Source organism: Chitinophaga sancti (genome assembly GCF_034087045.1).
GTDB lineage: Bacteria > Bacteroidota > Bacteroidia > Chitinophagales > Chitinophagaceae > Chitinophaga > Chitinophaga sancti_B.
In genome coordinates, this window is the sequence record NZ_CP139247.1 from 6772734 (window position 1) to 6796072 (window position 23339).

Here is a 23339-nt window from a genome sequence, read left to right on the forward strand (position 1 = left end):
AGGCCATGCACAATAGCCACTTTGTCTTTTATTTTCACAAACAGCGCACTTATATTTTCCACCTTGATTTACAGTAGTAGCGAACCGCCATCATTTCGGCTGATCAGAGGCAACGTATTTCCAATGCTTTCAAATGTCTGAAACATAAATGTAACACCTCCGCAACGCATCAATACAAAAACAGGATCACCCTTATCAGGCACCGTGGTAAGGACATCGAAACCCAGCTGCTTGTAAAAATCGACAGTCTGTTTGATATTCCTTACATAAATATTTGGCGAAACCATTTCCATGGTGATTGCCTTACTGGTCAACGGTGTCTGAGCCTCAGTGGATAAATAGCCAGCCAATATGCCAGTTAAGATCAATACAAATTTCTTCATTTTTTCTCTCAAAAATAGAAGGCAGCAGTGAAAGATAATGTGCAGAAATTGCTATTCCCAATTTCTGAAGTTCCGTGAGGCTTTTTTGTTCCATCTATTTTTGCTGATGTTCATTACCTGATTTATTCCATATCCTGGATAGTTCGTTCAATAAAAATATTAATGAAAAGACGCAACGGAGTTATAAAATTTGTTGCTGGGTAGCAATCATAATAAGCTCTGCAACGTTTTTGACCTCGAATTTTTGAAGGAGATTCCTGCGGTGTGTATCAACTGTTAAAGGACTCAGAAAGAGTTCCTCGCCAATAATAAGGCTCGTCTTCCCCTGGGCAAGAAGGCCCAATATCTGTTTTTCGCGCCTGGTCAGCTGAGGGGTTATCCTTAACTGATTTTTTGTTGGCCGGCTCATGATCTCTATAACCTCCCTGCTATAGCAGATGTTTCCCTTCATTGCTTCGGCTATGCAATACCTTAGTTCTGCCAGGGAACTATTTTTCAATAGATAGCCGCTGGCTCCGTTTTGGATGGTCTGCATGATTATACTTCTTTCGGTATGGTTGCTCAGGATGAGTATGATGGTCTGTACCGATATTTTCTTTATCAATAAACAGAGATCCATTCCGTTTATATCGGGCAGGGTTATATCAAGCAGGATCAGATCCGTGGGATTTATCTTTATGTAGGAAATAAGATCATTTCCGCCGTAAAATTCGGTTACTATATCTAAATTCGGTTCGTTCTGAAGCAGTGTTTTCAGACCAGCGATCACTATTGGATGATCGTCTACTATCACGGTACGTAATTTATCCATCCAGCGCAGCGTTAAGTTCAATATTTATGGTCGTGCCATCGTTTACAGAAGATAAGATTTCAAGTTTTCCCTGCAAATATGCGATACGGTTTTTTAGATTATCCAGTCCCATCCCTTTTTTCTGGTCCATTAAATTGAGATCAAAGCCGATACCATCATCCTCAAAAGTAATAAAAAAGGTAGCCCCATTCTGACTACACTGTACCAATATATTTTTTGCCTTCGCATGTTTAATGGCATTGGAAAGCAATTCCTGAACAATGCGATAGATGTTGAGCTGTACATTAAGTGCAATGTCCTTTTCAATATTAAAAGCTTCATAGTTGATGTTGGGGCTTTCCTGCATATGAAATTCACAAAGGTCCTTCAACGCTGTTTCCAGGCCAAACTTGATTAAGGTTTCAGGCACCATATTCCTTGCGATCCGGCGCAGTTCATTCACAGAGATGTCCAACTGTTTGATGATACAGCTCAGATCTTTATCGCCAGAAACTACCGGATTGGTGTCTGTCCAACCGGAAAGTCCTATTTTCACACCGGACAACATACCGCCAAGACCGTCATGAAGATCCCTGGCAACCCTTTCCCTTTCCAATTCTTCGCCATCAAGCATTGCTTTAGTGACTTTAAGCAGCTGCTTTTGCTCCATTTCTAACAGTTGTTGTTTATAGTTTATCTCTTTCTGTTCCAGCAGTTTTCTTCTGTTGCGGGCATTAAGAAGCACAAATGCGAGCGTGACCAACAAAAATAGGCATCCAAGTCCCAGGAACCAGTTATATAGCCGTTGGTTTTTAGATGTCAACAGAGCCTGCCTGTTCTGGGCCTTAAGGGAAACGATTTTCTCCTGATTTTGAGCAGTCCTGTATTTGGTCTCCAGCTCATTGATCTTTAATTTGGTCTGGTCGTTATTAATACTGTCACTCACGTTTCGGGACCTGCTCAACCAGGTATAAGCTTCTTTATAGTCTTTCAACCGCTCACTGGCTTTAGCGATTTCTGAATAAATAACAGCCCTGTCGTTGATGTTGGAGATAAGTGTTCCTTCCTTAACAATGTCCAATAAAATCATGCGGGCCTTCGCATAATCTTTCTGCTCCGAGTAGACATCGTATCTGCGGAAGAAGAACTGTTGATAAAGCTGCTTCTGGTTATATTTTTTAGCCAGTATGATACCGGTATCAATGCTGGTGAGAGCTCTGGCATATTGCTTTATGGTGGTATAAAAAAGTGCCTCGTTATAATAGTATAGCGTATTGTTCAAAGACTCGGGAAAAGGAGCAAGCAATCTTTGGGCTTTTTGGAGTAATGGCTTTGCATTTTCGGGTTTATTGTCATAACAATAGATACTCACGGCACTGAGATAGGCAAACAAAAGGTCGGTCGACCCGGGGGCCTCTTTCTCCAGTAAGCCAATGGCATTTTGGCTGTATGCAGTCGCCTTTGAAAACTGGTAATTATTCATTAAGATGGTCGAGAGCTGCGTGTAATAGTGTGCGACCACTTTTGAGTCGCCCGCTTTTTCGGCATTTGGAATTGCTTTTTCAAGCGTTATTTCTGTAATGTAGTCGTATCCCTTTTCATCCATGCTCATGAGGGCATAATTATACCATGCGGCGGCACGTTTTGCATAGGCTTTCTTCGTCTGAAAACGGGCAAGTGCCTCTTCCGCATTTTTAAAAGCTATAGCCGCTTTTGAGTGATCCCAACTGAAATAATATTGTCCTTCGTAAAAATGTCCAAGGGCGGAGTAATAGGGGCTTTTTTGAGCATATTTTTTTCCTGCGGCCAGGTAGGCGCTACTTTTGAGGGTATCTTTCATTTTCCAGTATTCCACAAGCAGGAAACTCGCCTCTGCCTTGGAACTATCTGCCGTGTTATGACGGAGAATATTTTGCAGGCTGTCCAGATAGTGTTTCTCGTTAAGGGGAATTTGCTGCTGTGCATATATTTCGAGTGATCCCAGCACAGAGAGCACAAAGACTAATATTTTTCTCATTTCAAAAGCGCTACTATCCAGTTGATCAACGGATTTAATTACTTGTAAATATCCGTTTAAAATCAATACAACTTATACCCATGATAATGGGCAGGGGAAAAAATACTGAAAAACCAGTAGAAAAAAAGCATCAAAATCGCGTATTTCAGGAAATATGTACTTCAGGTAGTTTTGCTGTAGTATCGCTGGATAAGTAAAAACCATGAAAAGAATGCAGTTTAAAAAAACGCCCTCATTAAAACTCCTAAGGGCATTTATCTTTAGTGTAATTGTCTCGCTGGCATTTTCGTCATGCTCCAAAAATGATGAGGACGGATCTGATTCCTCATCGGATTATTACTTCATTGCTGCTATTGACGGAAGAAAGGTGAATTTCCATACGGTTAATTTTCAGGGCGGAGGAAATGACAATCGTTGGGAACACATTGTGGTGGGAGGTTATGAAACTTCTTATCCCACTTCGGGCCAGCCTGTTCCACCTTCACTGGATTTCGAGATATGGAGGCTTGAAGGAAATATCACCGTTGGCACGTATTCTACCCCGGTGGAGGAAAAAATGATCGCACGTTATGCTGTACAAACGTCCGAAGGAACATTACTTTACAATACATCTTTCGCGAATGATGTTTTTACCCTAAAGATAGAAGCGATCAGTAAGCAGGGTATAAAAGGTACATTTTCGGGTACCGTACGTAATATGGCCGGTGTAGCTATCTGTATTTCAGATGGTTCTTTTAATCTTCCTTACGAAACTATCGTTAACCCATAAATCATCCATATGCACTTTGGAAAACCAATCCTACTAGTATTTATTACCTTTTACGCAGGATCAGCTGTTAAAGCGCAGTATAAAGAGCCGGAAAAAAAGGACAAAATTGAAACTTTTTATCCGAAAGTCCCTTTTGATTCTTTGCAGGCAAAACAAATGCTTGCCAAAGGCAAGGCTACTATCAAGGGAGTGGCTTTTACCAAACCGAAGAGCAAATGGGGGTTTAAGGTCGGCCAGCGTATATATGCCAATCAGATCAAGATAACCCTGTTCCCTGTGACTCCATATCTGGAGTCCTGGTACGCTTTGAGAAAGGAAAAGGAAAATTTAAAAAAAAGTCGTTACGTCTATCTTTCCAATGACGCTTACAGGTACAGATTGGAAGCGATTACCAATAGCGATGGAGAATTTACCTTCCCCAATATGAAACCGGGAAAATATTTCCTCCAGGGTTTTTTAGGCTATACGCATTATGGAACATACAATGAATATACTGGTTCAGGTTATAACAGTTATGGCGGGCAGACTGATTATTATCAGCAGAAAACATACTCTGTTGATCATGAAGATAGGATTGAAGAATTTGTAGAAATCAAACAGGATGGGGAAATTGTCAGGTTAAAACTTAACTAAGGCCAAATGCCCCAACTTTTTATTAATGAAGTGATTCATCAAACAAGAAAATTATGCAAACAAAAAGGATATCGATCTACCTGATCTTACTGCTATCCCTTTTCTCAGGATTGGAAGCAAATGCCCAACTGGATGGATTACTCAAAAAGGCAAAGGACAAGGCCGGAGAAATTATTGATAAAAAAGTAGATGCGGGCAGCGGATCAAAAAGCTCAGATAAATTCATAGCTGGAGACACATTGATCTTTGCTGAAGATTTTTCAGGCACCAAAAACAGCGCACAAAATGGCAGCTTTAAATCCAATGGTTTAGTTGCTGTCGAAAATGTGACGGGAAATAGCGGAAAATGGATGGCTTTGCAGGATAAGGCAACGTATAAGTTTTCAAAAGTAATAATATATCCCAAACAGTTTACTGTCGAGTTTGATATATTGGCTACGGGCGAGCAGGTAAAAGATATTGCGCCGATGTCATTTGGTTTTGCAACAGATAATAGCACCAGGGAATATACAAGCAATGTAGGTGCCTATACCGAACTGCATTATTATGATGGCAATCAGGTAAACTTTGGTAATAGCAGTCCTAAAAGACACGTCAATACGACCTTTGATCTGGCGGGGTACCTAAACCGTCCATTGCGTGTAGCGCTGTTTGTGGACGGCCAGAAGATGGCTGTATACCTGGACGGTCAGAAAATACAGGACGGCATTTTTTTTAATCCGTCAGCTGCAAAGAATTTTTATATCACCGCACCATGGATGTATGAAAACGGAGCCAAAGTTCTGGTTAGGAATATAAAGGTTTATGGATTTAAAAAATAATAACTGTTTCAGGGACGTACGACAGTAGATGGGTTGCCTGCGTCGGCATTATATATAGTAGGCTCCAAAAAGTCACAAATATCTGCTATTTTGCAACCGCTTCCTATTTCACTGCGTCATATAGTGGAACAACATCGTAAATAGATTAAATGAAGAACATTTTTGTAGTATTTCTTTCATGGATATTTACCATCAGTCCATTCACCGTTCAAGCCCAAAACCTGGAAAATGCTGTTGATGAACTAATCCTTAGGGATTTTAATGATAAAAATGGTCCAGGTGGTGTATTTATGATTGCACATCATGGAACACCAGTGTACCAAAAGGCTTTTGGAAAAGCAAACCTGGAACGTGGAGATGATCTGTCGGTAGACGATGTATTCCAGCTCGGTTCTATGACAAAGCAGTTTACCGCTGTAGCAATACTAATGTTAGAACAACAAAGTAAGCTTAGCGTAGGGGATCCTGTTTCCAAATATATTCCGGATTATCCAAATGGGAACAAAATAACCATTCACCATCTATTGACGCACACTTCCGGAATAAAGGATTTTACAAAAATGAAGTCCTTAGCGGATATAGCACAAAAAGATATGACACCTAAAATGATGGTTGATTTCTTTAAGAACGAGCCCGTCGATTTTGTACCAGGTGAAAAATTTGACTATAATAATTCAGGGTATGTTTTGCTGGGTTACTTGATTGAACTTGTTTCTGGCGAAAGGTATGAAGAATATATCAGGAAACACATTTTCGACAAAGTTGGTATGACCCGGTCATATTATGCGAGTGATCGAAAAGTTATTAAGGGCAGAGCTTATGGATACCATAAAAAAGAGTCCGGTTATGTAAATAAAACGGTTATCAGTTTCAGTGTTCCGTTTTCTTCCGGTTCTTTAATGTCAACTTTATCGGATATGCTGAAATGGCAAAATGCACTCAACAAGAACCTTTTACTTGATACCGCTGAAACAACGAAAGCATTTAGCAGGTATAAACTAAATAATGGTGAAGAGTTTAATTATGGTTATGGATGGCATATCAGGGATATAAACAAGGTGCCAACCCGGGAGCATGGGGGAAGCATATTTGGATTTAAGACAATGGCAGTATACATACCTGGTGAAGACATTTATGTAATAGGATTGAGCAATTGCGACTGCAATTCGCCCACAAAGGTAACCGGGGACATTGCGGCATTGGCCGTTAAATTCCTGGGTAGTGTAAAAGGATAATCGTTAGTTTATTATGGGAGAAAGGCCTTTATGAGTGTGGAAATCAAGGGTGAAAAATAGTTATGTTATGTTTTTGGTAATAAATAGAAAAGTTTTGCTACACAATTATTCATCTACTCCTACCCGTACTATCACTATGCCTATATTGGTCAGAGAAGAAAATGTGAAAACATTTCTTCTCTGACTGTTTACCTAAACAATAAATATTATCTGAAAAAGTAACTCACATGAGCAAGCGCAGCAAACTTAGTCCCTGCTGTAAATGCAACGCCATCTACAGGCTGTTCACCCTTCAAACGCGTGACTGTCTCAAATTGTGTTTCCTTCCATTTCACATTAAACACATTGTTGATCGTTAAACCTACCTCAAACTTCGCCCTTGAGTAATTCAATACTAAATCATTCACAAAATACCCCTTTGCTGTCAGGCTATAATCTTCATTCGCAGCTCTGTCTCCTAAATAACGATATCGAAAACTGCCATTGATTCCATTCTTTAATAACCATGTTACCCCTCCCGTACTACTCCATACCGGTGCAAGCGGAATATAGTTTTCCCCCTTAGGGTCATCGATAGAACGTCCATGTGCATAGTTTACATCTGCATCTACATATAGCGCAGCAACCGGTTGAAAACGTCCTGAAAAGTCGAAACCCACACGACGGGTACGACCACTGAATTCAACAGTTCCTCCATCACCTGCATATACATATTCTTTTTGCAAATAGCTATACCATACCGCTGCATTAAACAATAAACTTTTTGATAGTTTGAACACTGTTCCCATATCTGCACCATAAGCAGCAGGCAAGGTCTGCCCCCCTTTTTCCACTACCACTACCCGGGCATCGTTGGAATGAAACCCTTTCCCCAACAACAAATAAAACTGCGTTTTATCTGTTGCCTGGTAATAAAGGTTCACCTTCGGGCTAACAACATTATTATTAGCTGTATAAATCCCCTCACCACTTAATGTAGCATCATCCGCCAGTTTGTTATTGTACTTATAGAAGAATTGATCAAACCTTAGTCCTAAATTTAATGAAAGCCGGTTATTAAACTGTAGCGTTTCATTCACATATCCACCTGCACTGAATTCAGTAATATCCCCCAACTTAAAACGTTCAATTAATGTATAGCGGTTGATAGTATGAGATAGTTCTGAATTATCTGTAGCATCAAAACGCGCATTGATTCCAGCATCAGTAGTCAATTTTGTATTCCCTATATAACCTTCATGCAGGTAACTCCCATTATATCCAAATAAATTCCGCGCTTCTTTTTGCCTGATCTCATCTCCATTAACAGTATCTTCTAAAAAGAAAGTAAAATTCGTAAACAGATCAAACTTGTACCTGGAATAATAAACCTGGTTTTTTATGATATCATGGTTAGGAAGAGTAGTGACTAACTGTACATTCAGATTTGTCCGGGAAGTAACACCCCCTTCATTCGGATCAAGCTGTCCATAAAACCCTACTTTCCCTTCATCAACAGCATTTTCAGGTATCTGGCCGGATGCATCCCATTTGCTATAAAGCGTAGATGCTGTCAATGTTAACCAGTTATGCTCATTGAGTTGACCATGGTATTTAGTAAAGAAATTAAATCGCTTGAAATGCTGGGAATGATCGAAGTAACTATCACTATAGCGATATTCTGAAGCAGCATACCAGGATTGATTCTTCGCTTTGGCTTTATCTCCCAGCAGGTTTATCATCGCGAGTGCCCGGTAAGTATTATATTGACCACCTTCCAGTTTTACAGTGTTGGAACTGATCGCATCTGCTGTATTAAAGTTGACAAAACCAGTTACAGCAAGATCTCCCTTTTCGGCATTATACATCCCCTTTTGGTAAGTAGTACTTTCAATCGTTTCGGGAATAATGAAATGACTATCTGCATAGCCCTGTCCATGTGCATGCGAAACCATATTAATAGGTATTCCGTCTACACTCATACTGATATCTGTACCATGGTCATTATCAAAACCACGCAGGAAGATCTGTTCTGCCTTGCCCCCGCCCTGGTGCTGACCTATAAACAACCCAGGCACAATCCGTAATACTTCCTGTGAATTTGATACACCTCTTAATTTAATATCCATTTCACTCAAAGCCTTATATGGGTTGCCGGTATTAGCAGTGATGATCACATCTGTTAATTGAGTTTGCTGGGTGGCGATAGGAATGATCTGGCCATTTCTAAAGTTATTTAACTGGTAAATTTGTTGCTTATAACCAATTGCCGATACGGTAATCGCCCTCGCTTCAGCAGGAATGTTTTTATAAAAGAACCGTCCATTTTCATCCGTTATGTCCGTGTGGTTGCCGGGAGTCAAACGTACAGTCACCCCGCTGGCAGGAACATGTGTTGCACTGTCAATGACTATACCGGAGAGGGTTTGTCGTTGTGCAGAAATAGAATGATTGACCACGATGGTCATCGTAATAACAAGCAATAATTTTAATAAATTCATCTCAATATTTATAGGACATACAAAGACAGATTAAGCCAATGCGTTAATCAAATTAAAAACAACCAGGTATATGCCTATAATCGTGGTGGAGGGTAGTCAATATCCTGCCTGGATGCTAAATTAGCACATCTGAACAGAGAATATGCCTGATTCAATATTTGTTCAGCAGGGAAATGGAGTTGTATATTTACTGCTGGCGTATGGGAAATATCTTCCAGGCCATTTTTTTGATTATTAGTAGCATCTTCTTTGCCGGCAAGCTTTTCAGCCTTTACTATTTCAAAGCCAACGTGATCTTTGCCGTATGTATGATGCGCTGTCTGCAGGTGCTCTTTTTCCCAGAAAGTATGGGCGATTATGTCTGAAACCAGTGGTATAAGGGGTGAAAAGATAAAGAAAACGTAAGCAAATAACACCACGTAAGACAGATCCTGCATCAGTTTCTTTTTCAGTGGCATACCTGTATCTCCGGATACATTATCCAGGGATTCATTCAGGTCGCGTACGAAAAGGAACCAGTATAGTTTTTTAATCAAGATCGTTGATAATTATCGCTAAAATATCATTATTTAACCAGAGAAACGCACTAATTTCGACATGCAAGATAATAATATAGCCTAAATCATGCTATCTCAAAGTAAATTTATTACTGTATTCGGTCATATACAACCAGAAGAGCTGATCCGGCTACTAAAATCAAATGTTATATCCGCTTATCTGCTAGAAGGATATCAGCATATTTTGCCATACGGCTATGACCACATTGCATTTATTTTAGGACTATTTTTACTAAGCCCCCGTCTAAAGGCGATATTATGGCAGGCCACGGCATTCACTATCGCCCACTCTATTACACTTGGACTCGCCATGTATAATATTATTACCCCCTCGCCGGCACTTGTAGAGCCATTAATAGCGCTGTCCATTCTTTATGTTGCTGTCGAAAATATTCTTTCACCTAAGCTGAGGTTTTCGAGAATAGGAATTGTATTCCTCTTCGGATTAATTCATGGACTTGGATTTGCAGGTTCGCTGTCACAATTGGGATTGTCTCATGAGCATTATTTCACCTGCCTGATTATGTTTAACCTGGGAGTTGAACTTGGACAAATTACAGTGATACTTACCTGTTATTTTTTACTGGCCAGGTGGTTTGCGGATAAACCATATTATCGAAAATATATTGCAATACCGCTATCAGCCTTGATTGGCGTGATAGCTTGTATCTGGCTGGTACAAAGAATATAACCTGCTTCTGCACACTGAATAAATAATTTATTCAATACTGCCCCCTCCTCATTGGGAAAGTCAGAAAATAACAACATCTTATATACGCCTTTAGCAAATTCACAATCCCTTGCCATTGGAAAGCTTTTTGAATTTTTTCTATAGCAAATCGCCTTTAATAACCATTGCTACTAATGCAGAAGGGAATTTTCCATCCCTTAAAAATTATATACCATTTCATAATTATATTTATATTCTGAACATACATCTATGAACTGGCTTAAAAACCTGGCTGGCAGAATCTATGCTTTATATGTGCTGATGATCTTCACCATATTCATGCTCATTTTCCTGCTCCCAATGTGGTTGGTATCATTCTACTCCCTGAGAACCCGCGTTCGCAGATTTGTCAAATCCGGGCGCCTCTGGTGCCGTATTATGATGCCGATGATTGGTTGTCCTGTCCGTACCAAAGGCCGCGAAAATTTCGCCCCCGGACAAGCCTATATCATCGTTTGTAACCATAACTCCTTCATGGATATCCCTGCCACCTACGCCGGCATCCCAGGTATCCACAAAAGCCTCGCAAAAAAGGAAATGGTAAATGCACCCATCTTTGGCATTATGTACAAGATCGGCAGCGTGCTGGTAGATCGGAAAGACCCCGCCAGCCGTAAACATAGCTTCGTGGAAATGAAAGAGGTACTGAGAAATGGCATGCATATGCTGCTCTACCCGGAAGGCACCAGGAACAAAACAGATCAACCCCTGAAGGAATTCTATGACGGGGCGTTTTCCCTTGCTATTGACACTAAAAAGCCTATTTTACCGACCATTATACGGGGCACAAAAGAAATTATGCCCCCTGGAAAAACGTTCTTTGCCTGGCCACATGCTGTTAAAATGGAGTTCCTGCCACCCATATCTACTATTGGGTACACCCTGGAAGATATGGAAGAACTAAAGGCAAAAGTATTCCGGATCATGTGGGAACATTATCAAAACCCATAAAAAAAGGGAAGTCCCTACCGGAACTTCCCTTTTAAAATATCCTACACTTCGCTATAGATCATAGAACGTCCTCGACCTGTTAATCCTCAAATCTCTCAATATTCCCGCCTTCGGACTGATTGTAATACTAAACTGACGATAAGTACCAATCGGAATCAAATTAATCGACATCTGCCAACAGTGCAGATCCCTCGAGATATACATATTTGTATACCCCAACGCATGATTAATAAAGTCATAACCACTATTTACCCCCACCTTCCACTTCGGTGTCAGACTAAAATCTCCACTAAACGTCAGGTACTGGTAGAATGTCTTCACCACCCCTCCTGAATCCGCCTGGATCGTATTACTATAAGTCAGACTATAAGACAGATCCAACTTCCATGGAATATCAAAGTCCACATACTCACCCGGATTCTTCTTCACCGTCGCCAACTGTCGCTGCTGTGCCTGGAACGCCGCATCCGTACTTTCTGCATTTTCTATACTATTCAGCTGATCCTGCTTGGCCTTCGCCTTCTTATCCGGCGAAGTAAGGGACGTACTCAGCGCAATCGTGGCATTCGACAATCGGCCCGGACTGAACTTACCCTGATTCCACACATATTTGTCAATTTTTTTCCCCCTGCTATTATATACATAAGGATCAATATTACCACTGGCGGTGATGTTGATCTTATCAAACAGGTTTGTACGGGCGTACAAACTGAAAGTTGACAGCTTGAAGCTGTCTGCCAACAGGTTATAAGAACCATTGAAACCAAAACCATCCAGCAGCTTGATCTTCTTCTCATGGTTCGACGACGTATCCTTCTTCGAGAACACCTTCATTTCCAGGTTATTATCCAACCCGAACGAGATAGATCCCGCCCTCCCCTCCGTAGGCACCCCAACAGACGAACTGGTAAAATAGGAGGCACGAACCGCATCACTGTCTCTATTATAATACTGGTTATAATAAGCATTACTAGCCAGATCAGGTTGCGCACTGATACTCAGTGTTGGACGCATCACGTGGCGGATAGCCTTCACTTTAGACCCCTTCGGGAACACATACATTCCATATACCGCTGTTGACAAGGACAAACTTGCACTCGCCTGGCGTGCAGCAAAGAAGCCCTGGGTATATATTGTATCCAAACCACCTAATGAGTCTATACTCACACGCTTGTTTGGATTCCACCTACGCTCCGTCTTCTTTGTATACCAATATTCAGCATAACTGACCCCGGGAGACAGGGTAAAGTTTTTTAACACAGGGATCGTAAAGGAGATAGGAATATTCTGTTTCATCCCTGACTGCAACGCATCGAACATCTTCGACTTCCCAAATACGGAGTCCTTGAATGTCACGCTATTAGCCAGCGTTGCGGTGTAACCAATCCCGAGTTTGTGATACCATTTAGACTTCCCAACCAGTTCCTTTGGCTGAAACGGATACTGCGTATTCATAGAAAACGTCGCATTCGGGAAGGAAATAGACACATCACGGGTACTCAGGTTCTGAGAGTGTGTCAGACTCGATGTAAAGTTGTAAGGTTTACCCTGCCAGGTCTTCGAAAAGCTGATAGAGGAACCAATGTTATTGTTTACACGGGTAGCATAATCCGTTACATTGTAAGTATTATAGCTGGAGGTACCAAAGTTCACGTTCGCTCCGAAGTTCACACCCGGTCTGGCCTTACTGTCCATACTGTGGTTCCAGGTAACCCTGAAGTCACGAGAGCGGCTAAACTCAGATTTCACCGAAGGATCACCGAAACGGGTATTGGCAAAACTCAGAGTCATACCACCGTTGTAATGGTAGCGTTTTCGGTACGTAGGACTGGCGGTAAGCGACCAGCTACCATAAGAGTAGATATCTCCTCGCATAGTAAGGTCAAAATGCTCCCCCAGACCTAAGTAGTATCCTCCATTTTCCAGACCCATCCCCTTCTGGGCGTTCACCACATACCCTGGCACCAGGATACCGGAACGTTGTCCCTGAGTGATAGGAAAAATGGCAAAAGGAATGAATAACGGTGTTGGAATACCTTCAATCTCCAGGTTTGCCGGACCGGATATTACCAGTTTGTCAGGAATTACCTTGATCTTTTTGGCCCTGAACTGGAAGTGTGGGGTATCCAGGTTACAGGTAGTATACCCGTTTTTGAAACCAAAGATGCTATTGTCAGGCATGCGCTTCGTCTGCTCACTATGCACATAGCCTTCTCCGTATTGGGATTTGGTATTGTAGATCTTTGCTTTCTTCGTTTCCATTGCAAAACGCAGGGTATCGGAATCAAATTCCTGTCCACCGTCTTTGAAATGCGGACGACCGAAAGGCTTACCAGCTGTATCCAGCGCGGTAGTGGCTTCCATAATACCAGTAGATTGCATGTAGGTCATTCGTTCAGATGTAATCTCCATCGTTTTATATTTTGTATTGGCAGTGCCATACATATAAAACTTTTTGTCTGGAATTACCAGGATAATAGAGTCCTTCGCTTTGTAAGCGACAGGCGCATCCAGGCTATCCCTGGAGAGCTTGGGACCATGAAGGCTATCTGTTCCTGTGGAATCGGTTGAAGATCCAATAGTATCAATACGGGTTGGAGGCTGTGTATCAGTTTTTGCTTGTTCCGGCGTTTTTATAGCAGGAATAGTCGTATCCGTCCCTTTCGGCACGGTATCTGCGAAAACAATTGAAGACACAGTGAGGTTGGACCTCGGCGAGGCCAAACTGGTAAAAATTACAGGAAACGCAATTAATATTCCTCCAAATACCAGGTATATCTGTCTCAAAAACTTTTTATAATTATTTTTGTAACTCAGGTGCATGTGTTAAGTGGGCACAAACCTACAAGTTTTTGTACAAATTATTGTCAATTGTAAAATGAAAAAGAGTGCACCTTGATATTATTTAACACCTTATATTAGGACGAAAGACGGATTTTAAACGATGAATTACTTAAGAAAAACCAGGAACTCCATGTAAATTACTGATTGTGGAAGGAACCGGACAATACAAGTTTACTGTGTGGACCCCGGCCCCATTGGGGAAATTCGATTGTAATTCGCAATTATTTTTCTTATTATGACTAACGCCCATTAAATTAAAATAAAAACTGAGTCATGCGCTGGAACCGATTTTGGATTTTTTTAAGTTGTGCAACATTTTTTGGAAGTTTATTTCTTTACGCGAGGAACAAACCTGAACCAGCAGGCAAAAAACAAAATCCGCCCCTAAGGACTATCATTATTGATCCTGGGCATAGTGCCACTACCCCGGGAGCAAAAGGAAGGTTTTCCACGGAGGAACAGGTAACACTGGATGTAGCCCTTAAGTTGGGCAAGCTGATCGAAGCCAATATGAAAGATGTACGCGTGGTGTACACAAGGAAGACACCCGCCGCACTGGCAGGCTCTCTGAAGGCAGACCTGAATGAAAGAGCCAATATTGCCAATAGGGAAAAAGGAGACCTTTTTATCTCTATTCACTGTAATTCTGCCGGACCTACTCATAAAGTAACCGGCTATAAGACGGTATATGTGAAGAAAGGGAAAAAGAAAGTAGCCACCAAAAGGCCTATTTATTCAACCTCCCCCAGCACGGCAGAAGGTACTGAGACCTATGTATGGGCTACCGGGAAGAACAATGCAAAGACAGAATCCCTGCGTGAAAGCTCTGTAATCATGCTGGATGCGGAATCTGAAGGTGCTAATTCTGTCATGGATATGTCCGATCCGGAAACTTTTATCCTGCTGAACACCCTGCGCAATGCTTATTTTGACCAGAGCCTCCGCCTCTCTTCCCTGATCGAAGATCAGTTTACGGAAGTAGGCCGCATCAGCCGTGGCGCCCGTCAGCGTGACGAAAAAGGGATATGGGTACTGCAGGCAACCGCTATGCCAAGTGTACTGGTGGAACTGGGCTTTATCTCTAACCCACAGGAAGAAAAGTACCTGAACTCAGACGATGGCCAGCAGGAAATGGCACTCTGTATCTTTAAGGCGATCAAGCGCTACAAGGATGAACTGAACCGCTACGATGGCGGCCACCGCTCCGGCAGTGAACAGCCAGCTACCATTCAAAATAATGCCGCTACCACCAAAAGCAAGTCGGTTTATAAGCAATCCGCTGGTAAAGAGGTAGTAAGCAATACACCGGCCCCAGGCAAACAATCTTTTGATGTACAACTGCTGGTGACCGAAAAGACCTATGGCAGAGGTGCTACCATATTTAATGGTATGCACGGTACCATCAGGAAGTATTCGTATGTAAAAGACAGTAAGAAGTTAAATAAATACATCTGGGAAAATTTCCGGACCGAAGCTGAAGCCAAAGCTGCATTGCAAAAAGCAAAGCAGCTTGGCTTTCGCCAGGCCTTTGTAATTAACAAGGATGGCTTCATAGGTAGTTCAAAACCAACGACTCCCGTACAGCTGGCTAAAACAAAGTCGGTGAGCAGGCCACCAGGCAATAAATTTAATATACAACTCCTCGTTACAGATAAGAAGTATACCCGCTCGGCCCCGATCTTCAGCAAATTGGACGGTTATATTAAAAAACAACCCGTGTCTATTAATAATAAGACACTTAATAAATATGTATGGGGCACATTTGCCAGCATCAATGAAGCTAGGTCTGCGCTCTCCCGCGCCAAAAAAGCCGGCTTCTGGAACGCCTTTATTATGGACCCTGAGCATAACAGCCTCGCTCAACGTTAACTCCTCCCCTCTTCCCTTTAGCCTTTTTAACCCCACGGCCCTTTCCCCAACTTTTTTATAAAACCAATCATTTCCAACACTTCACGTTATATTTACCTTTTTAAATATTAGTTAAAATAGGTGTGGTATTTGCAATTGAAAATCAGTAATTGATTGCCCGCATCCTTTTTTGATTATTTTTGCAAGAACGTATAACGTATTCACATGCTTAAAGTATCGAACGAAACTAAGGTTGGCATCCTGGCTGCAGTAGCCATCGCAATGCTGATTTTAGGTTTTAATTTGTTAAAAGGTAAAAGCCTTTTTTCGCATAGCAAGACTATTTATGCTGTATATACACAGGTAAATGGCCTCCAACCTTCCAGTGCCGTACAGGTAAATGGCCTCGTGGTAGGTAATGTAGCCAACCTGGACGTAATGGATAAAAACGCAGGCCGCATCCTGGTAACGCTGACTATCAAGAAGAAAATTGATATTCCGCGCAATTCTGTAGCCCGTATTACCGGCGACCTGTTAGGTACCAAGACCGTACAGATCGACTTTGGTAACGCGAACGATTATCTCAAAGACGGCGATACCGTGTATGCAGCCGTAGACGGTTCCGTAACCGACGCCCTCAAAGAACAGCTGAACCCATTGGTTCAGAAGCTGGAAGGTACACTTGGATCAGTAGACTCCGTTCTCCTGACCGTGAACTCCATCTTTGACACAACTACCAAAGGCAACCTCAGAGAAGCAATCGCCCACCTGAATGCTACTATGGGCAACTTTACCCGTACTTCCGCATCCCTGAATGGTATGCTGGATCCAAAACATGGTAATGTGACCGCGACCTTCGACAACCTGGAAGCACTCACCGCTAACCTGAAAGCAAACAACGACAAAATCACCGCTATTCTGAGCAATGCAGAAAAAACAACTGCTGCCCTCTCTAACGGTCAACTGGATAAAACACTACAGGAGCTGCAGCAAATGGCTACACGCCTGAACGAAACAATTGCAAAACTGAATAGTACCGATGGTACTGCAGGTATGTTGCTGAACGACAAAAAAGTATATGTAAACCTGCAGAATTCATTGAATAGCCTGAATAAATTGTTGGAAGACCTTCGTGTAAATCCAAAAAGGTATGTACACTTCTCTTTGTTCGGTAAAAAGTCAAAACCTCAGCCCATACCATCAGATACTGCTACGGCACAATGATTTTAAACATGCAGCATTTAGCTAAAGTCGGGCTTATCCTCGCCGGGATCTGCCTTGGTAGTATATTATCTGCCAAAGCACAGGATACCCTTCAGCAAAAGACTGATACCGGGAAAGTGATCCACATCATTCACGCTGACTCGTTGAATGTAATCACGAAGAACGGGGTTTCGCTGAACAGGTTTATCAACGATGTCGTCTTCCGCCAGGGAAATACATTATTTTATAGCGATAGTACATTTATTGACAAGGCGACCAATGTACTCGACGCCTATGGTCATATTCATATCAATCAGGCTGATAGTATTCATATCTATGGCAACTATCTCCACTATGAAGGGGAGACCAGACTCGCCACCATGTATGACAATGCCCGCCTCACAGATGGTAAAGTGACCATCTCCGGCCCTGAGCTGCAATACGACATGAATGCCAGGATCGGCACCTATACCAAAGGTGGTAAACTCGTAAACGGCACCAGTGTACTCACCAGCCAGGAAGGTTTCTACTATGCCGATACCAAAGACGTTTATTTCAAAAAGAATGTATTGCTCGTAGATCCGGAATATACCCTGACTACCGATACCCTCTTATATAACACCATTTCCAAAGTAGCGACCATCGTAGCACCTACTACGATCAATGATGGTAAAACCATTATGTATACCACCTCAGGAGAGTATAATACAGAAACCGGGGAAGGTAACTTCGACAGCCGCCCTACTATTGAAGATAGTGCCACGACTATTACTGCAGACAGGATCATTATGGACAAAAGAACAGGGATGGCATATGCCTACGGAAATATGGTCTATAGAGACACTGCGCAGCATATGAGTCTCCTTTCTAACTTTGGTACAGTGAACCAGACCAAAAAAACCATCCTGGCTACACAGCATCCACTCATGATCCTGGAAGGGAAAACAGACACCTTGTACCTCTCTGCAGATACCTTATATTCTGCCATCCTGGGCAAGGATAGCATCAATGTCAGGAAACCACTGAAAGATACCATCGCTGTCGTGTTGGAGAAACCTGCGGGAAAAGAAATGCCGGATCTGGCCAAAGCAGATAGTATCGCAAAAGCATTACCTGATAGTACCGCAAAAGCATTATCAGATAGTATACAGGCTGTAGCAAAGATAGATAGCGTCACCACCCCATCTGCGGCAAAGGTTGATAGCATCGCTACTTCAGCACTCGCAAAGCAAACACCTGTACCGGGAGGTCCACCTCCGGGTAAGGGACCAGGTGGTCCGGGAGGCCGTCCTCCAATGGCACCGGGTAATCATCCACCAACCCCTCCGAACGGCAATCCTCCTTTCCTTGATGCAAAGAGTGACACCACCGGCAAAAAGTTCCAGGAAAGTCTGCAGAAAGCCAATGGTCTGGCAGATCGTGAACGCGATAGCCTCATGAATGTAGTCGATACCGCTACACTGGCGCTGACCAATCCTGCCCTTCCAAAAGAAGTTAGGGATAGCCTGGTAAAAGCGGGGCCTGATGCATTGCAGAATAAACCGGATACTACCGCAAAAGACACAACAGAGATCAGGTACATCATGGCATGGCACAATGTAAAAATCTACTCTGATTCCTTACAGGGCGTGGCAGATAGCGTATATTATTCTACAAAAGATTCCATCTTCCGCTTCTACCGCAACCCGGTATTGTGGGCGAATAGTACACAGCTGAGCGGAGATACCATTCACCTTTATACGAAAAATCAAACGGCAGATAAGATCTTACTGACACAGAATAGCCTGATTGTAAAAGAAGTAGACAAGGATCTGTATGATCAGATCAAAGGAAACTTTATCACCGGCTACTTTAAAAATCAGTCGCTCGACTGGATGCATGTAGATGGAAATGCCGAAAGTATCTATTATGTGCAGGACGATGATGGTTCTATTATCAGTGTGAACAAGACGCTGAGTGGTGTTATCAATATGTACTTCCTGGAAGGACAATTGCACCATGTAAATTTCATCAAAGATCCGGAAGGAACGATGTATCCGTTTGGTCAGCGGCCTATCGATCAGATGCAGCTGCCTAACTTTAAATGGGAAATAAAGCGAAGACCGAAGTCAAAATATGAGCTGATGGGTGGTGTGAAAGAAAAACAACCTGTAGCTGATACAACAACCATAACAACTTCTTTACCTTAAAAAAATAATTATGATCAAACGGCTCATCTCTCCCATTTATCATTTCCTGAATGACAGCAGAGCCACCGGAATAGTTTTGATCATATGTACAATCACATCCCTGCTACTGGCTAATTCTCCACTTCAGGAGAGCTGGTTGCAGGGATGGGCTTTTTCAGAGCACTGGGTCAACGATGGGTTGATGGTGCTCTTCTTTTTTATGGCCGGTATGGAAATTAAAAGAGAGCTGATTAGCGGAGAGCTTTCTTCTGTACAACAAGCCACACTACCAGTGTTGGCGGCATTAGGCGGAATGTTGTTGCCCGCTGGGATCTTTGCTTTATTCAACCATGGTACACCCTATGCAAATGGATGGGGAATACCTATGGCAACAGATATCGCCTTTTCACTGGGGGTGATTTCATTATTAGGGAAAAGGGTACCGCTGGCTTTGAAGATATTTCTGACTGCACTGGCGATAATAGATGATTTGGGGGCAATAGTGACGATTGCAGTTTTTTATACAGCGGCATTGCATCAATTATATTTATTGGCAGCCGGGGGAATTTTAATCGGGTTATTTTTGCTGAATAAATTTAAAGTACAAAGACTGATATTTTATTTCATCCCCGGCTTCATTCTTTGGTATTGTATCCTCCATTCAGGTATCCATGCCACTGTGGCGGGTGTATTACTGGCCTTTACGATACCGCTCAATAAGTTGAATGATCTGATCCATCACCTGCACAAACCTGTGAACTTTATCATCATGCCCCTGTTTGCACTGGCGAATACAGCCATTGTATTCCCAACAGCAATCGGCCCTATTTTCCAACACACTATCAGTTATGGCATCATTGCAGGACTTGTACTCGGCAAACCACTGGGTATATTCCTCTTTTCTTTCATAGCTGTTAAAACACGTATTGCGGCATTACCTTCTCAAAGCAACTGGTCACAGTTATTAGGTGTGGGCCTCCTGGCCGGTATCGGATTTACCATGTCCATATTTATTGCCACACTCGCATACACAGATATCAACTGGCAGGTTTACAGCAAGATAGCAGTAATGGCAGCATCATTAATAGCCGGCATAGCCGGATATTTTTATTTACGCCAAAGATAGCTACCTCATCCACGCAATATTCCGTATCTTGGCACCGTTATTGCGAAGCATTGCAAATAACAAATGAAAAAGATCCTGTTCATAGCCTTGCTCATGGGGTCGTACGCTAGCTACACAAAGGCACAAACAAAAGGCAATCCACAATTAGGTTTGCGCGCTGGTTTGCCATTTGGAGCTACAGTACGATACTTCTTCGACGATGCCAACGCAATAGAAGGCATCGCAGGAGCTTATTCCAAAACTTACACTGTCACCGGTTTATACGAACATCATTTTGACCTCTCGGCGTTGACCACGCAAGGATTTGCATGGTTTATCGGCGGCGGAGCTCACATGGGTAGCCGGACGGTGTCGGGAAATACAAAAGTGATTGGTGGTGTGGATGGTATTGCTGGTGTAGATTACACCGTCCCCTCACTTCCACTGAACCTGAGTATAGATTGGAAGCCCGCAGTCCATTTTAATACTGATGACGACCTGACTGACTTTGCCATATCGATCAGGTATACGTTTGGAAAATAATTATTGAAAGCCTTTAAAGATTATTGAAACAACCTTTTTTAAAAACCAAAAACAGATATGAAACAACTTGTGTTATTATTCAGCCTGTGTACTGTAATGGCATTTCAGGCTAATGCACAACGTCGCGGTAGCTCTACAGACTACGTGAACGCGGTAGGCGTAAGATTAAATCCATTTGTAGTAGGTGCAACTTTCCAGCATTTCTTTACTGAAAACCATGCTTTCGAGGCCCTGGCCTTTACGGATTACAACCGTCGTTCAAATGTAACTTTCACGGCATTGTATGAGTACCATTTTGACCTGGGCGATACCCCACTGCGTATGTATGCAGGTGGTGGTGTGCACTTAGGCATCTACGATCGTTGGGATTATGATCGTGACCGTTATTGGGAGCACGGTGATGGTTCTTATGCATCTCCTGGTATAGATGGTATCATTGGTTTGGAATACAAATTCAAAAAAATTCCGCTGGTGATCAGTGGTGACCTGAAACCATATGTAAACTTCGTAGGTGGTACACACCACATTGGCGAAGAGATCGGCGGTGCTTCAGCAAGATTCGTCTTCTAAGAAGAATATACTTTATTATTGAAAAGGGGGCGTCTCAACTTCGGGACGGCCCCTTTTTTATTCGGATACCTAACCTGATGAAGAAAATTTTCGTACCTGCAATTCTCATGGCCTTCCTTTTATGATACATCCCCTTTTCTTTTTTATATTTAACTATGAAGATTTTTTCTGCACAACAGATCCGTGAAGCAGATGCATATACCATCACGCACACGCCCATCAGCAGCCTGGACCTAATGGAAAGAGCCGCAGGAGCTTGTACAACCTGGATTTGCAAGCACTATGCTGCTGATATACCTGTATATATTTACTGCGGTATGGGCAACAATGGCGGTGATGGTCTGGCCATTGTACGCCTGCTCAGAAACAGAGGCTATGATGCCCATGCATTTATACTGCACCATAGTGAAAAGGCGTCTGCAGATCATGTGGCTAACCGGGAAGCTTTGCAACAAAAATATTTGGATGCCTTACACGATGTGCCTGTTACATCTTCTATTGCTGAACCACCTGCAAATGCACTGATCGTAGACGCCCTGCTCGGTACAGGACTCAGCAGGCCCGCAAGTGGCTGGATAGCGGGCATTATCCAACAACTACAGGCATTGTATACCACCCACACCATCATCGCCATCGACCTGCCTTCAGGCATGCAGGCAGATAACTCTTCCCTGAATACACCTGTGGTAAAGGCCCACCATACACTAAGCTTTGAATTTTATAAACTTGCTTTTTTATTTCCTGAAAATGCAGGCCTCACCGGCGAGGTACATATATTACCTATAGGTCTGCATCCGGATTATATTAAGCAAACCCCTACCCCATTTCATATTAGTGAGTCCGCATTGATTAAAAGCATTTACAAACCCCGCTCCCCTTTTGCACACAAAGGCACCTATGGCCATGCCCTGCTCATTGCAGGCAGTGAAGGCAAAATGGGCGCAGCGATACTAAGTGCCAAAGCCTGCCTGAGAGCGGGTGTAGGTTTATTATCCTGTCATGTACCGAAGTGTGGATATACTATTATCCAACTGGCAGTGCCCCCTGCTATGTGCATCATAGATGACCAATATGACCACAGTTCCGGTTTTCAGACAGATACTTCAAAATATAAAGTGATCGGAATCGGCCCCGGTATCGGCACCGCAGCAGGTACAGCCTGGGCACTGGAAAGACTTTTTGAACAATATCGTCAGCCAATGGTAATCGATGCAGATGCCCTCAACATCATCGCGGCTACACCTGGTTTGATTGACAAAGTACCTGAAGGAAGCCTGCTAACCCCACACCCTAAAGAGTTTGAGCGCTTATTTGGAAAGACAGCCAACAATAGGGAGCAACTGCAGGTCTTATCTCATAACGCCATTGAAAAACGCCTCTGTATACTTTTAAAAGGCCGGTATACCGCCATGGCATTTCCGGATGGCAACATTTATTTTAATACAACCGGCAATTCCGGCATGGCAACAGGCGGCAGTGGAGACGTATTAACAGGTATTTTGACATCATTAGTGTCACAGGGATACTCCTCCAAAGATGCGATGCTGATGGGCGTTTATATCCATGGCCTGGCAGGTGACTATGCCGCTGAAACCCTCTCCCAGGAAGCAATGACACCGGAAGACATCATTGACAATCTCGGCAAAACCTTTCTGGGCCTGCGTGAATGAGATACTAACATCAACATACACC

Annotated in this window: 19 protein-coding genes; 13 read left to right on the forward strand and 6 right to left on the reverse strand. The window is 42.7% G+C overall.

What is annotated here, in order from left to right; genetic code table 11:
- Nucleotides 1-68: 68 nt before the first annotated feature.
- The 3 genes from SIO70_RS27175 to SIO70_RS27185 all read right to left on the reverse strand — a co-directional run bounded on the left by SIO70_RS27175 (nucleotide 69) and on the right by SIO70_RS27185 (nucleotide 3190).
- Entirely contained in the window at nucleotides 69-383 is a 315-nt protein-coding gene (locus SIO70_RS27175; protein WP_320576134.1) for a hypothetical protein, read from the reverse strand.
- A 181-nt stretch (nucleotides 384-564) separates the two neighbouring features.
- Nucleotides 565-1176, reverse strand: a complete 612-nt coding sequence (locus SIO70_RS27180; RefSeq protein WP_320576136.1) for a response regulator transcription factor — start codon at nucleotides 1174-1176, stop codon at nucleotides 565-567.
- A gap of 10 nt (nucleotides 1177-1186) precedes the next feature.
- The gene (locus SIO70_RS27185; protein WP_320576138.1) at nucleotides 1187-3190 is read right to left on the reverse strand and encodes a sensor histidine kinase; all 2004 of its coding nucleotides are present in this window, start codon (nucleotides 3188-3190) and stop codon (nucleotides 1187-1189) included.
- 211 nt (nucleotides 3191-3401) lie between these two features.
- Here SIO70_RS27185 and SIO70_RS27190 point away from each other — a divergent pair, with 211 nt between their 5' ends.
- The 4 genes from SIO70_RS27190 to SIO70_RS27205 all read left to right on the forward strand — a co-directional run bounded on the left by SIO70_RS27190 (nucleotide 3402) and on the right by SIO70_RS27205 (nucleotide 6648).
- Complete coding sequence (locus SIO70_RS27190) at nucleotides 3402-3959, forward strand: hypothetical protein (protein ID WP_320576140.1); 558 nt, start codon at nucleotides 3402-3404, stop codon at nucleotides 3957-3959.
- Nucleotides 3960-3968: 9 nt separating this feature from the next.
- Nucleotides 3969-4592 (forward strand): carboxypeptidase-like regulatory domain-containing protein, encoded by a 624-nt coding sequence (locus tag SIO70_RS27195; protein WP_320576142.1) that lies wholly within the window; start codon nucleotides 3969-3971, stop codon nucleotides 4590-4592.
- Nucleotides 4593-4645: 53 nt separating this feature from the next.
- Nucleotides 4646-5413, forward strand: a complete 768-nt coding sequence (locus SIO70_RS27200; RefSeq protein ID WP_320576144.1) for a hypothetical protein — start codon at nucleotides 4646-4648, stop codon at nucleotides 5411-5413.
- Nucleotides 5414-5562: 149 nt separating this feature from the next.
- Nucleotides 5563-6648: a serine hydrolase domain-containing protein gene (locus SIO70_RS27205; protein ID WP_320576146.1), complete on the forward strand. Its 1086-nt coding sequence runs from the start codon at nucleotides 5563-5565 to the stop codon at nucleotides 6646-6648.
- Nucleotides 6649-6854: 206 nt separating this feature from the next.
- Here the strand turns inward: SIO70_RS27205 and SIO70_RS27210 are convergent, their stop codons facing one another.
- Nucleotides 6855-9128: a TonB-dependent receptor gene (locus SIO70_RS27210; RefSeq protein WP_320576148.1), complete on the reverse strand. Its 2274-nt coding sequence runs from the start codon at nucleotides 9126-9128 to the stop codon at nucleotides 6855-6857.
- A 74-nt stretch (nucleotides 9129-9202) separates the two neighbouring features.
- Nucleotides 9203-9664 (reverse strand): hypothetical protein, encoded by a 462-nt coding sequence (locus SIO70_RS27215; RefSeq protein ID WP_320576150.1) that lies wholly within the window; start codon nucleotides 9662-9664, stop codon nucleotides 9203-9205.
- Between the two features lie 88 nt (nucleotides 9665-9752).
- Here SIO70_RS27215 and SIO70_RS27220 point away from each other — a divergent pair, with 88 nt between their 5' ends.
- Complete coding sequence (locus SIO70_RS27220; protein WP_320576152.1) at nucleotides 9753-10376, forward strand: HupE/UreJ family protein; 624 nt, start codon at nucleotides 9753-9755, stop codon at nucleotides 10374-10376.
- A gap of 249 nt (nucleotides 10377-10625) precedes the next feature.
- Nucleotides 10626-11366 carry a lysophospholipid acyltransferase family protein gene (locus SIO70_RS27225; RefSeq protein ID WP_320576154.1) on the forward strand — a complete coding sequence of 247 codons (741 nt, stop codon included), beginning with the start codon at nucleotides 10626-10628 and terminating at the stop codon, nucleotides 11364-11366.
- Nucleotides 11367-11417: 51 nt separating this feature from the next.
- Here SIO70_RS27225 and SIO70_RS27230 read toward each other — a convergent pair whose 3' ends face one another.
- Nucleotides 11418-14153, reverse strand: coding sequence for a putative LPS assembly protein LptD (locus tag SIO70_RS27230; RefSeq protein WP_320576155.1), 2736 nt, complete (start codon nucleotides 14151-14153; stop codon nucleotides 11418-11420).
- 330 nt (nucleotides 14154-14483) lie between these two features.
- Between SIO70_RS27230 and SIO70_RS27235 the strand changes: the two genes are divergently transcribed.
- The 7 genes from SIO70_RS27235 (at nucleotide 14484) to SIO70_RS27265 (ending at nucleotide 23317) form a co-directional block, all read left to right on the forward strand.
- The gene (locus SIO70_RS27235; RefSeq protein ID WP_320576157.1) at nucleotides 14484-16079 is read left to right on the forward strand and encodes an N-acetylmuramoyl-L-alanine amidase; all 1596 of its coding nucleotides are present in this window, start codon (nucleotides 14484-14486) and stop codon (nucleotides 16077-16079) included.
- A gap of 204 nt (nucleotides 16080-16283) precedes the next feature.
- Nucleotides 16284-17282: an MlaD family protein gene (locus SIO70_RS27240; protein WP_083723626.1), complete on the forward strand. Its 999-nt coding sequence runs from the start codon at nucleotides 16284-16286 to the stop codon at nucleotides 17280-17282.
- Between the two features lie 8 nt (nucleotides 17283-17290).
- Nucleotides 17291-19450, forward strand: a complete 2160-nt coding sequence (locus tag SIO70_RS27245; protein ID WP_320576161.1) for an OstA-like protein — start codon at nucleotides 17291-17293, stop codon at nucleotides 19448-19450.
- 10 nt (nucleotides 19451-19460) lie between these two features.
- A complete protein-coding gene (nhaA, locus tag SIO70_RS27250) occupies nucleotides 19461-20555 on the forward strand; it encodes a Na+/H+ antiporter NhaA (protein WP_320576163.1) in 1095 nt (364 codons plus the stop codon).
- A gap of 63 nt (nucleotides 20556-20618) precedes the next feature.
- Nucleotides 20619-21077 (forward strand): hypothetical protein, encoded by a 459-nt coding sequence (locus SIO70_RS27255; protein WP_320576165.1) that lies wholly within the window; start codon nucleotides 20619-20621, stop codon nucleotides 21075-21077.
- Nucleotides 21078-21134: 57 nt separating this feature from the next.
- Nucleotides 21135-21647, forward strand: coding sequence for a hypothetical protein (locus SIO70_RS27260; RefSeq protein WP_320576167.1), 513 nt, complete (start codon nucleotides 21135-21137; stop codon nucleotides 21645-21647).
- 155 nt (nucleotides 21648-21802) lie between these two features.
- Nucleotides 21803-23317, forward strand: coding sequence for an NAD(P)H-hydrate dehydratase (locus SIO70_RS27265; RefSeq protein ID WP_320576169.1), 1515 nt, complete (start codon nucleotides 21803-21805; stop codon nucleotides 23315-23317).
- The last annotated feature ends 22 nt before the right edge of the window (nucleotides 23318-23339 follow it).